Consider the following 12,209-nt stretch of genomic DNA (forward strand, 5'->3'; position numbering starts at 1 on the left):
CCTCAGACCTTCAACCGCTCGCCGGCGGGATCGTAGAAAGCGGTCGTCGTGACGGTGGCGCGCCGGATGCCTTCCGGGGTGGGGACGAACACGTCCCGCCCCTCGAGGTCGCGGCCGCCCTCGACCAGCGCCATGGCGAAATGCCGGCCCAGGGCGGCGCTGTAGTAGGACGAGGTGACGTGGCCGATCATCTTCATCGGCAGCGCCTGCTCAGGGTCGGCCACGACCTGGGCGCCCTCGTCGAGCTTCACGTCCCCGTCCTCCGTCATCAGGCCCACGAGCTGCTTGCGGCCTTCGGCCACGAGGTCGGGACGCCGCAGCGAGCGCATGCCCACGAAATCGGCCTTCTTCTTGCCGATCGCCCAGGAGAGGCCCGCATCGTCCGGCGTGACCGTGCCATCGGTGTCCTGGCCGACGATGATGAAGCCCTTCTCGGCGCGCAGGACGTGCATCGTCTCGGTGCCGTAGGGGCAGATGTCGTATCTCTCCCCCTCCTTCATCAACGCCTCCCACAGCGCGAGGCCGTGGCGGGCGGGCACGTTGATCTCGAAGCCCAACTCGCCCGTGAAGCTGATGCGGAAGAGGCGCGCCGGGAAGCCAGCCACCGTGCATTCCGCCACGGACATGTGCGGGAACGCCTCGGCGGAGAGGTCCTGCCCCTCGACGAGCGGCTCCAGCACGCGGCGCGCGTTCGGCCCGTTCAGCGCGACGGTCGCCCATTGCTCCGTGGTGGAGGTCAGCCAGACCTTCAGGTCGGGCCATTCCGTCTGGATGTAGTCCTCCATCATGTTCAGCACCCGGGCCGCGCCGCCCGTCGTCGTGGTGACGTGGAACAGGTCCTCTCCCAGCCGTCCGATCACCCCGTCGTCGCGGATGTAGCCGTCCTCGCCCAGCAGGAGGCCGTATCGTGCCCGCCCGATCCCGAGCTTGGTCCAGGGATTGGTGTACATGCGGTTCATGAATTCGACCGCGTCCGGGCCCTGCACCTCGATCTTGCCCAGCGTGGACGCGTCGAAGATGCCGACGGAGCCGCGCGTGGCCGCGCATTCGCGCGCGACGGCCGCGTCCATGTCCTCGCCCGCCTTCGGGAAGTACCAGGCCCGCCGCCAGAGCGAGACGGGCTCGAACGCGGCGCCATGCGCCTCGGCCCAGGGGTCGATGGGCGTGCGGCGCGTCACCTCGAAGTGGCGGCCCCGGTGGTAGCCCGCGAAGGCGCCGAAGGTGGTCGGCGTGTAGGGCGGGCGGAACGTCGTCAGCCCCACCTGCGGCGGGGCTTTGCCCACCGCGTCGGACGCGATCATCAGGCCGTTCACGTTGGACATCTTGCCCTGGTCGGTTGCCATGCCGTTCGTGGTGTAGCGCTTTACGTGCTCGATGGAGCGCATCCCCTCCTTCACGGCGAGGCGGATGTCCTTGGCCGTCACGTCGTTCTGGAAGTCGACGAAGGCGCGCTTGCGCCCCGCATCGCCATCGGTCGGCAGCTCCTTGAACGTCTCGCCGGTGCCGGTGCGGTCGCGTTCGACCACCGGCGCCGCGGCCTCCGCGTCGAGGCCCAGGGCACGCGCGGCGGTGACGCCGATCTCGGCCCCGTCGGCCAGCGCGGCCCCGTAGCCCCAGAGGCCCCGGCCCGCGCCCGCGATATGGCATTCCTCGGCCGAACGGTCGGGCAGGAAGGCGTCGAGGGCTTCGTCCCACTTGAGCGTGCCCTTGGTGTGCGAGAACAGATGCAGCGAGGGCGTCCAGCCGCCGCACATCAGCACGCAGTCGCAGGCGATCGTCCGGGCCGCGCCGACGCGCCCGCCGCTCACGGGCGCGACGCGGAGCGACTTCACCCTGAGGCGGCCATTGGTGCCGGTCACGGTATGCGAGGTCAGCACCTCAATCCCGCGCCGCCGCGCCTCGACCAGGACGCCCTCGCCCGGCGCCGCGCGCACATCGACGATCGCGGCGACCTTCGCACCCGCGTCCGCCAAGTCGAAGGCCGCATGGTAGGCGCTGTCATGGCTCGTAACGATGGCAGGAGTGTCGCCCACGAGCACGCCGTAGCGGTTCAGATAGGTCTGCGCCGCCCCTGCCAGCATCACGCCCGGCCGGTCGTTGCCGTCGAAGACGAGCGGCTTCTCCAGCGCGCCCTGCGCCAGGATGACGCGCACGGCGCGCACATGCCACATCCGCTCGCGCGGGGCGCCCTCGGGGGGCTCGTCGAGGTGATCGGTCAGCTTCTGGCACAGGCCCACGAAGTTCTGGTGGTAGTATCCGATCGCCGTGGTCCGCGTGAGGCGCCGCACGCCCAGTCGGTCCAACTCCGCCAGCGCGGCGGCGAGCCAGTCCCAGGCAGGCTTGCCGTCGATCACGACGTCCGGATCGGACAGGAGCGCTCCGCCCATCTCGGCATGCTCGTCCACGAGCGTCACCTCGGCGCCCGCGCGCGCGGCGGCCAGCGCGGCGGCCAGGCCGGCGGGGCCGGCGCCGATCACCAGAAGCTCGGTATGCAGGTTGCGATGCGCGTAGCGGTCCGGGTCAGGCGCGTCGGGCGCGCGCCCCAGCCCGGCGGCACGGCGGATCACGGGCTCGTAGACGCGGTCCCAGAAGGAGCGCGGCCACATGAAGGTCTTGTAGTAGAACCCCGCCGAGAAGAGCGGGTGCACCAGGTCGTTCACCGCCTGCAGGTCGAAGGCGAGCGAGCCGATCCGGTTCTGCGACCGCACCTCCAGCCCCTCGCGCAGCTCCTGCGCCGTGGCGCGGGTGTTGGGCTCGAACCGCCCCTTGCCGCGCGAGGTCTCGACCAAGGCGTTGGGCTCCTCCGTTCCGGCGCAGACGGGGCCGCGCGGACGGTGGTACTTGAAGGACCGCCCCATCAGGTGGACGCCATGCGCCAGAAGCGCGGAGGCGATCGTGTCGCCGCGCCGCCCCTCGTAGCGCTTGCCGTCGAAGGTGAACCGGACGGGCCCGCCGTGATCGAAGCGGCCTTTTCCCGCGATGCGATGCGTGCTCATTCCGCGGCCACCTTCATGTCGTCGCCCGCCGGTGCGCCGGCCGAACACTTGGTTCCGGGGCGCGGCTCGCCCGCGCGGTAGGTGGAGACGAAGGCGTCCGTCACGGTGTCGCGCTCGGCGTTGAAGAAGCGCGCGCAGCCGTGGACGTGGCGCCAGCGCTCGGCGTGCACGCCCTTGGGGTTCGAGCGGATGAACAGGAACGCCGCCCATTCGTCGTCCGACAGGGCCATCGGATCGGCGGGGCGGTCGACATGCGCCTCCCCGGCATAGGCGAACTCGGCCTCGGGCAGCGTCTCGTCGCAGTAGGGGCAGTGGATCAGAAGCATGGGACCGTCTCCCTCCTCAATGCATGACGTTCGCGGCGCGCATCAATGCGCGACGGCGGCCGCGGCGGCCTCGTCGATCAGGCGTCCGGTCGTGAACCGCTCCAGCGTGAAGGGCGCGTTGATCGGGTGCGGCTCGTCGCGCGCGACCGTGTGCGCCAGCGTGTGCGCCGCCCCCGGCGTGGCCTTGAAGCCGCCCGTGCCCCAGCCGCAGTTGACGTAGAGCCCCTTGACCGGCGTCTTGCCGACGATGGCCGAGCGGTCGGGCGTCACGTCCACGATCCCGCCCCATTTGCGCAGCATCCGCATGCGCGTGAAGATCGGGAACACCTCGCAGATCGCTGCCAGCGTGTGCTCGATGAGCGGCAGGCCGCCGCGCTGCGAGTAGGAGACGTACTGATCCGTGCCGGACCCGATCACCAGCTCGCCCTTGTCGGATTGGCTCATGTAGGCGTGAACCGCGTTCGACATCACCACGCAGGGGAAGCAGGGCTTCACCGGCTCGGAGACGAGGGCCTGAAGGGGATAGCTCTCCAGCGGCATCCGCACGTCCGCCGACTGCATCACGACCGAGGTGTGGCCCGCGGCCGAGATGGCGACCTTCTTGGCGCGGATGAATCCCTTGCCGGTATCCACGCCCTCGACGGCGCCGTCCGGGCCGCGGCGCACCGCGAGAACGGGGCAGTTCTGGATGATGTCCACGCCGCGCGCCGCGGCCGCCCGCGCGTAGCCCCAGGCCACCGCATCGTGGCGCGCCGTGCCGGCCCGCATCTGCAGCGCGGCGCCCATCACCGGATAGCGCGCGTCCCTGGAGATGTTGAGCGGCGGGCAGAAGCGCTTGGCCTCCTCGGGCGTAAGCCAGCGGTTGTCCACGCCGTTGAGGCGGTTGGAATGCACGTGCCGCTGGAAGGACTGCACGTCGTGGACGTTGTGCGCCAGCATCATCACGCCGCGCCGCGAGAACATGACGTTGTAGTTGAGCTCCTGGCTCAGACCCTCCCAAAGGTCGAGCGCATGGTCGTACATCCGCGCGCTCTCGTCGTAGAGGTAGTTCGAGCGGATGATCGTCGTGTTGCGGCCCGTGTTGCCGCCCCCGAGCCAGCCCTTGTCGATCACCGCGACGTCGGTGATCCCGTGCTCCTGGGCGAGGTAGTAGGCAGCACCCAGCCCGTGCGCGCCCGCGCCGACGATGATGACGTCGTATTCCTTCTTGGGCTCGCTGTCGGGCCACTGCTCGCGCCAGCCCTTGTGACCGTTGAGGGCGTTCTTAAGCACGGCCATGCCGGAGAAACGGGTCAAGTCACCTATCCTTCCGCAAGGGAACTCTCCCCCTCCCCGTAGCGCATTCGCGGGGGGGACGGGAATGGATCATCGCGCCACATCCATGTCAGGATCGCGTCATGAAAGAACCCGCCGCCGCCCCGACGCAGCCCGCCCGCCTGTCCATCGGCTTCGTCCTCGTGCCAGGGTTCACCCTGTCGGCCTATGCGGGGTTCGCGGACGTCCTGCGTCTCGCCGCGGACGAGGGGGATCGGTCGCGGCCGATCCTGTGCCGTTGGTCCATCCTGTCGGGGGCGGGCGAGCCCATCCGCGCGAGCTGCGGCGCCCGCCTCGCCCCGGACGAGGCACTGGGCGATCCGGCCCGCTTCGACTACGTCGCGGTGATCGGCGGCCTCCTCGATGAGATCGAGACCCTGGGCGCCGCCGAAACCGCGTTCCTGCGCCGGGCGGCCACGGCGCGGGTGCCGCTGGCGGGGGTCTGCACGGGGGCGTTCGCACTGCATCGGATCGGGCTGCTGCAGGGCTACCGCTGCTGCGTGAGCTGGTTCCACCACGACGACTTCCTCGACCGGTTCGAGGGAATCGTCCCCGTCTCGGATGAGGCGTTCGTCGTCGACCGCGACCGGTTGACTTGCGCGGGTGGGGTTGCCTCGGCCCAGCTCGCAGCCTTCCTAGTGGATCGGCACATCGGGCGCGCCACGGCGCGCAAGGCGCTGCGCATCATGATCATCGACGAGACGCTCGGGCCCGGGGACCCGCAACCCGGCCTGCCGCTGGAGCTGGCGACGCGCGATCCGCTCGTGCGGCGGGCCCTCTCGCAGATCCAGCAGCACCTCGCCGCGCCGCCCGGCGCGGCGGAGGTGGCCGGGCGCCTCGGCGTCGGGCGCCGCACGCTCGAGCGGCGGTTCGCGGCCGCCACGGGACTGACCCCGGCCGAGGCGTTCATGCGCCTGCGCCTGGCTCACGCCAAGCTGCTGCTGGGTCGGTCGGGCCGGTCGGTGGCGCAGATCGCGGCCGAGACGGGGTTCTGCGACGCCTCGCACCTCATCCGCGCCTTTCGCAAACGCGAGGGCGTGACGCCGGACGCATGGCGCCGGGGCTTGGCCGTCTAGGCTGGGCGGCGCATCGGGGCCTTCAGACGGCGGTGACGCGCGGCGCGATTCGCGCCGTGGCGACCGAGACCGCGACGTAGAGCACCGTGGAGACGAGGCAGCCCGTGAGCGGGCCCACGACCCAGCCGCTGTCCGTGAAGAGGAGCATCCCACCCGAGGTGCAGAAGCCCCCAAACATCGCCGCGAGCGCCCCCCAGGCGTTGCCGCGCCAGATCGACGAGACGAAGATCGGCCCGACCAGCGTCGCCAGGAGCGTGCCGGTCCCCAGGATCCCGAGGAAGGAGAGGAAGAAGGGCGGCGCGAAGAGCATCATCATCAGGCCCACGAGCCCGAACACCACCACCGCCGCGCGGTTGATGTTGAGCGCGGTCCGGGCATCCGTCCGGCCGGGGAACAATGCGCGCCGTAGATCGTGCGAGGCCGCGGAGGCCACGGTGTGCAGCAGCGAGTTGGCCGTCGACTGCATCGCGAAGAGGATGCAGAGCGTGATGAACCCGCCGAATACGGGGTGCAGGAAGGTGTTGAGATAGGCCGGCATGGCTAGGTCGGCCTGCTCGAGCCCCGGCACCTTCACCCGCATGTAGAGGCCGACGACCGGGATGATCGACAGGATGCAGGCGAAGGGTGCGACGTACATCGTCGTGCGGGTGAACTTCGTGCCCGGCTTGAAGGCCAGGAACCGCACCGCCATGAAGGGCAGCACCGCTGAGAAGAGGAACGCGTAAGGCAGCACGAGGAAGACCGCGCCCTTCATCTCCCCGTAGGGGCGCGAGGTGTCGGGATCGACGAGCGCCGGGCTGATCTCGCGCAGCCGCTCGACCAACTCGGCGGGCGGAATGTCGGCGAAGATCTGAACGGAGATGATGACGGCCGCGAGGAGCATCCCCATCAGCATCAGCGTGTCCGTCCACGCCACCGCCGTCAGCCCGCCGAGCACAGTGTAAAGGATGATGATCGAGATCATCAGCGCCGCGCCGTAATCCTGCGGAAAGTCCAGCCAACCTGCCGCGAGGATGCCGACCGCCTTGATCTGGCTGGTCAGGAACACGAGCAGCAGCACGATGGTGATGATCGCCGCGACCCCCTGCACCACGCGCGCCATGCCGCCTTCCGCATGGAGGCGTGCGGCGTATTCGGGAATGGTGCAGCTTCCCATCGCCTCGGCCCGTCCGGCGAGGTAGCGCGCGAAGAAGAGAACCGCGATCACCATTGCCGGCGCGAACATGAAGTTGCCCAGAAGCTCGGTGGCGCCGAACTCGTAGGCGACGCCGGGCGAGCCCATGAAGCCCCAGCCCGAGAAGCCCGTCGCGACGATCGTCGAGGCCCCGACGAACGGCCCGAGCGAGCGGCCCGCGATGAGGAACCCGCTCTCGTCCTCGCTCTCGCCCACGACCGTCTTGCTCGATCTCCAGCCGAGCCAGATCAGGCCTGCGAACGATGCGAGAAGGATCGCCCAATTCGTCCAGAGAATGTCGCCCATCGTTCCCTCCCCTCCCCTTCTGGGGGACCATTCGGGTTGGACGGCCCCTGCCCGCGTTCCCGCGGGCGGCGCCTCAGCGGCCTTTCCCGGCCTCTCCCAGGACGAAGAAGACCACGGCGACGATCAGCGTCGCGGCATTCAGGATCACGAACCAGTCGAGGACCCAGGAATCGAAGAACATGCGCTTGCCTCCTCTCGGGGGCGGCGCCCCGGCCGCGAGCCGGGGCGCCGCCGGGGGATGGGCATCAGGCGGCCTCGGCCTTGCCCTTCACGACCAGATGGTCGGGCCCATAGGGGAACTTCGTAACGTTGCGGCTCCCGCCCTCCTCGATGACGAGGATGTCATGCTCGCGGTAGCCGCCCGCGCCGGGCCTACCTTCGGGGATCGTGATCATCGGCTCCATCGAGACGACCATCCCCGGCTCGAGCACGGTCTCGCAATCCTCCCGCAGCTCGAGGCCCGCCTCGCGTCCGTAGTAGTGGCAGAGCACCCCGAAGGAATGACCGTAGCCGAAGGAGCGGTACTGCAGCAGGTCAGCCTCGGCATAGATCTCGTTCAGCTCGCGGGCGATCTCCGAGCATCTGGCGCCGGGCACCAGCAGCTCCTTGCCACGGTCGTGGACCCGGCAGTTCAGCTCCCACAGGCGGCGCGAGGCGTCGTCGCAATGCCCGGCGAAGAGCGTGCGCTCGAGGGCGACGTAGTAGCCCGCCGACATGGGGAAGCAGTTCAGCGACAGGATGTCGCCCGCCTCGATCCGGCGAGTGGTGACGGGGTTGTGGGCGCCGTCCGTGTTCACCCCCGATTGGAACCAGGTCCAGGTGTCCTGCAGCTCGCCGTGGGGATAGGACCGGGCGATCTCGCGGACCATGACCTGGGTGGAGTGCAGCGCGACCTCGTATTCGGGCACGCCGGGGGCGACCGCCTCGACGACCGCCGCGCCGCCGATGTCCGCGATGCGCGCGAGTTCGGCGATGCGCTCGATCTCCTCGGGGGATTTGATCATCCGCAGGCGCATCGCGGCGGCGGCGATGTCCACGAACTCGACCTCCGGGAACTCCTCCTGCAGCAGGCGGTAGGTATCGAGGTCGACCTCGTCGAACTCGATCCCGATGCGCCTGGCATCACCGACCAGCTGCCGCACGGCGTGAAACCAGTTGTCCTTCTGCCAATCGGTGTAGGTGACGTTGTGGCCGAAGGTACGCCGCCAGGGCTGCCCCCCGTCGATCCCCGCGCTGATCGTGGTCGCGCGTTCATGGTCGATCACCAAGCCGTAGCGCCGGCCGAACGCGCAGTAGAGGAAGTCGGCGTAGTAGTCGATATTCTGGTAGGAGGTGAACAGGACCGCATCGACGTCCGCTTCGGCCATGTGGGCACGGATCACGTCCTGACGGCGCCGCATCTCGCCGGGCGAAAAGGTCGGCACGGCCTTGTCTCCGTTCCCGACATAGCTCTGCAGTCGTTCGCGTTCCATTCACTTCACCATTTCGTCGATCACCGGTTTCAGACTGGCGATACATCGCCCCCTATGTCAAAGGCGGATAATTCAGCATGACCTGAAAAAATTTTGGGGCATCTTGCATCGTGCGACCTCCTCTCACCGCTCTGCGTGCCTTCGAGGCGGTGATCCGTCACAGGGGGATCGCGCCCGCGGCGGAGAGCCTCTCCGTCAGCCAATCGGCTATCAGCCACCAGCTCAGGCATCTGGAGCGGTGGTTCGACGGACCCCTCTTCGACCGCTCGGGCGGACGTACGCAGCCGTTGCCGCATGCGCTCGAGCTCGGGCGCGAGATCGGCGAGGCCTTCGGCAGGATCGAGCGGGCCTGTGATCGCGCACGCGCGGTGCACGGAACGCAGCCCCTCGTCGTCGCGGCGATCCCCTCGATCGCGGTCTGCTGGCTGATCCCCAAGCTCGGCACGTTCCGCGCGGCGCATCCGAACGTGCCGATACGGATCGTCTACGCCCTCTTCGGCCATGAGGTGGACTTGAGATCGGTGCATCTCGCCTTCGTCTATGCCGAGGGCCCGCCCGGCCCGGACGCCGATTTCCTTCTGCCGGGACACAGCGTGCCCGTCGCCAATCCGGCAGTGGCCACGAAGCTGGACGGGGCGGCGCCGGACCCGGCGAAGGCGGACCTCCTGCACGACACGGATACCTCCGGCTGGGCGAGGTGGTTCGGGCGCACGGGCCGCGGATGCCCGGGCCCGCTCGGCGGACCGGTCTTCGAGGACTTCAACCTGCTTCGGGCCGCGGCCCTTGCAGGGCAGGGCTGCGCGCTGTGCCCGCGGGAGATCGTGCGGCCGGACATCGAACGCGGCCATCTCGTCCCGCTGTCGGACGTCCACATATACGAAGGCTTCGACTACTACCTCGTCTCCCGCGGCGCGGAGGATGCGCACAGCCTGCGCGCGGCCTCGCTGTTTCGCGATTGGATCCTCGCGTCCCTCTAGCGGCGCCCCCGCCATCCTCAGACGGCGCTGGACAGGGTCGGGGCTGTCCGGCCGGATGGCTGGATACATGGCGACGACGCCTGATCGACCGGTCCTGTGCCATGAGCTGGGCATCCGGAAGCGTCCGGTCGCGTCCGGCGGCGGCGTCAGGAACACGGTCTCGTCGCCGCGCCGAAGAAGCGCATGACGAAGGTTGCCGCCGCATGGGGAAGCGGTCGCAGCGAGGGACGGAGGTAGACGGCAAGGGCCTTGCGAGGTCGGCCGGCCGCGGGCGCATCCGGTTAGGCGGGGTCCGAGCTTCGCACAAAAAGGAGTAACGATCGGATAGGGTCTACCTGGCGCTCATGCCGCACCCGCGCCGCGGATCGGGCGCCGCTCGCCGCGCCAGTCCGTGAGGCCGTCGAGCAGCGCCACCGCGGCCACCGCCGCCCCGGCGCCGACGAGCGTCAGCACGATCCGCGTCAGGACCGCATAGCTCGCATCCTGGGTCGAGAGCGCGCCCGCGACGAGCGCGAGCATCACCGAGAACGCGTATTGATAGACCATCGACGGATGCGGCCCGTGGATCATCCTATCACCGAAATAGAGCCCGGTGAGGAACACGAGGCCTAGCACAATCGGCAGATGCGGCGACCAGACGACGACGGCGAGCGCGAGCGCAGCCGCCATGCTCCCGTAGAAGGTGGCGCGCACGCGCTGCAGCGCCTCCCACAGGACCGCGCGGCGGGTCGGGAACACCAGCACCATCGCCGCGATCACGGCCATCATCATGTCCGACGGCTGCATCACCGAGTAGAGCCAGAACGACAGCCCCAGAAGCACCGTCGCCCGAATCGCCGCGCCGATCGCAACGTTGCCGCCGCCGGGAACCGGCGTGTCGACATGCGCCTCGCGGGTGCGCGGCGGCACCAGCCAATACACCACCGGAGCGATGAGCAGCCCCACGAGCGCGGCCTGCACGAAGCCATCTCGCATGGTCTCTACCGTGGCGCTGCCGTGCATCCCCATGACCGACATCAGGACGGAGACGATGACGATCAGCATCCCCGCCTGCGCGCCGGTCCTGAGGATCATCAGGTAGCCCGCGAAATAGGTCAGCCACATCACCGCTACGTAGAGCACAGGCATCGGGCGCATCTGCTCGACCGCCCAGGTCATGACGTAGACCAGGACGATCATCACGACCGGCCCGGCGATGGCCTTGCCCACGTTGAAGGACTTGCGCTGCGACGCGATCAGGCCGACCGGCAGCGCGCAGATGATGGGGGGCAGCGCGGGATCTATCAGCGGAATCGCCGAATAGGCGAGCGCCCCGATCAGGCCGAGGCGCACCGCGTAGAACGGGTCCTCCGAGGCGTCAGGGCGGGGCGTGACGTACATGTCAGTGCAAGTAGCTCGTCCAGGACCGCAGACGCTGGAGCGCACTGGCCATCCACGCGACCGGCCCGTCGGTGCCGCCCGCATAGACGACGCCGTGCACCTTGCCGCCCACGCGCGCGCGCTCGGGCCACGCGTCCATCCCGCCGGCCAGCTCGATCCGGACGGGGATCCTGCGCGCGGGCTCGAACCAGCGATTTGTCGGCTGGTTCACAACAAGGCCGCCCGCGACGTTGCGCCCCGGGTTGATGCCCCAGGCGATGCTCTGCACGCGGCCTTCGAAGATCTCTCCGGGCACGGCGTCGAACACCAGACCCACCGGATCGCCGGCATCGACGAGCTGGAGCTGGTTCTCGCGCAGGTCGAGCGTGATCCAGGCCGCCTCGGCGTCGATGAAGGTGAGGGCCGGGCTGCCGGCGGAGACGAACTGGCCTTCCGAGAGGGTGACGTTGGTCACGACGCCGAAATGCGGCGCGGTCACGGTGGTCGAGGCGAGGTCGTACTGCGCGCTCTCAAGGGCGGCCTGCGCGGCGGCGATGGCCGGATTGTCCTCGCCGCCGGAGCCGAGTTGGAGGCGCGCGCTCTCCAAGCTTGCCTCGGCGCTCGTGAGGCGGGCCTCGGCGTCGGCGATGCTCGCGCGGGCGTCGTCGCCGCGCGCGGCCGCGACGATCCCGCGCTCCTCCAGCCGGAAGGTCCGCTCGGCCTCCGCCTGCGCGTTCTCCAGCGCCGTGCGCGCCTGCGTGACGCCGGCCTGGGCCGAGACGAGCGAGGCGCCAGAGGCGTCGATGCCCTGTACGGTGTTCTCGAGATTGGCCTCCGCCTGCCGCACGGCGAGCTCGAAGGGGCGCGGGTCGATCTCGAAGAGGGGGGCGCCGGTCCGCACGACCGCGTCGTCCTCCACGCGCACCGCCACGACCTCGCCCGAGACGCGTGGCGCGACCTGCACCACCTGCGCGGAGACGATGCCCCGCGAGGAAGCCGGCGCCAGACGGTCTGTCATCGCGTAGAGCACGATCAGCCCCGCAAGGAGGAGGATCACGATCAGGGCTATGGGCTTGGCGGGATTGCGGCGCCTGGCCGCGGGCGTGGTCTCTGGGTCTGACATGGCGTCCTCCTAGCGCAGGCGGCATGGCGGGTGCACGCCCGATATGGACCCCGAACCGCATGGCGAACCCGGCAGCGGCCCGCCGG

The 12,209-nt window shown here is 69.6% G+C and carries 9 protein-coding genes; 2 read left to right on the forward strand and 7 right to left on the reverse strand.

Translation table 11 applies throughout. The features are described 5' to 3' along the window. Positions 1 to 2: 2 nt before the first annotated feature. The 3 genes from BCF33_RS06680 to BCF33_RS06690 are packed head-to-tail and all read right to left on the reverse strand — an operon-like array spanning position 3 to position 4,600. The gene (locus tag BCF33_RS06680; protein WP_106160078.1) at positions 3 to 2,996 is read right to left on the reverse strand and encodes a sarcosine oxidase subunit alpha family protein; all 2,994 of its coding nucleotides are present in this window, start codon (positions 2,994 to 2,996) and stop codon (positions 3 to 5) included. Further along, a complete protein-coding gene (locus BCF33_RS06685) occupies positions 2,993 to 3,322 on the reverse strand; it encodes a sarcosine oxidase subunit delta (RefSeq protein ID WP_106160079.1) in 330 nt (109 codons plus the stop codon). Before BCF33_RS06685 ends, BCF33_RS06680 begins: the two co-directional genes overlap by 4 nt. A gap of 42 nt (positions 3,323 to 3,364) precedes the next feature. Continuing rightward, entirely contained in the window at positions 3,365 to 4,600 is a 1,236-nt protein-coding gene (locus BCF33_RS06690; RefSeq protein ID WP_425432757.1) for a sarcosine oxidase subunit beta family protein, read from the reverse strand. Positions 4,601 to 4,719: 119 nt separating this feature from the next. On the opposite strand from BCF33_RS06690, the gene BCF33_RS06695 reads away from it, so the two are divergent. Further along, positions 4,720 to 5,712, forward strand: coding sequence for a GlxA family transcriptional regulator (locus BCF33_RS06695; protein WP_106160081.1), 993 nt, complete (start codon positions 4,720 to 4,722; stop codon positions 5,710 to 5,712). 22 nt (positions 5,713 to 5,734) lie between these two features. Here BCF33_RS06695 and BCF33_RS06700 read toward each other — a convergent pair whose 3' ends face one another. Together BCF33_RS06700 and BCF33_RS06705 are read right to left on the reverse strand one after the other, a co-directional pair. Next, positions 5,735 to 7,192, reverse strand: coding sequence for a sodium:solute symporter family protein (locus tag BCF33_RS06700; RefSeq protein WP_106160082.1), 1,458 nt, complete (start codon positions 7,190 to 7,192; stop codon positions 5,735 to 5,737). A 245-nt stretch (positions 7,193 to 7,437) separates the two neighbouring features. Continuing rightward, positions 7,438 to 8,664, reverse strand: coding sequence for an aminopeptidase P family protein (locus tag BCF33_RS06705; protein WP_106160083.1), 1,227 nt, complete (start codon positions 8,662 to 8,664; stop codon positions 7,438 to 7,440). Between the two features lie 110 nt (positions 8,665 to 8,774). On the opposite strand from BCF33_RS06705, the gene BCF33_RS06710 reads away from it, so the two are divergent. Next, a complete protein-coding gene (locus BCF33_RS06710; protein ID WP_245883739.1) occupies positions 8,775 to 9,641 on the forward strand; it encodes a LysR substrate-binding domain-containing protein in 867 nt (288 codons plus the stop codon). A 342-nt stretch (positions 9,642 to 9,983) separates the two neighbouring features. Here BCF33_RS06710 and BCF33_RS06715 read toward each other — a convergent pair whose 3' ends face one another. Both BCF33_RS06715 and BCF33_RS06720 read right to left on the reverse strand, forming a co-directional pair. Then, the gene (locus tag BCF33_RS06715; protein WP_106160085.1) at positions 9,984 to 11,021 is read right to left on the reverse strand and encodes an FUSC family protein; all 1,038 of its coding nucleotides are present in this window, start codon (positions 11,019 to 11,021) and stop codon (positions 9,984 to 9,986) included. Position 11,022: 1 nt separating this feature from the next. Continuing rightward, positions 11,023 to 12,123: an HlyD family secretion protein gene (locus BCF33_RS06720; RefSeq protein ID WP_106160086.1), complete on the reverse strand. Its 1,101-nt coding sequence runs from the start codon at positions 12,121 to 12,123 to the stop codon at positions 11,023 to 11,025. Positions 12,124 to 12,209: the final 86 nt, after the last annotated feature.

This window comes from Hasllibacter halocynthiae (assembly GCF_003003095.1).
GTDB lineage: Bacteria > Pseudomonadota > Alphaproteobacteria > Rhodobacterales > Rhodobacteraceae > Hasllibacter > Hasllibacter halocynthiae.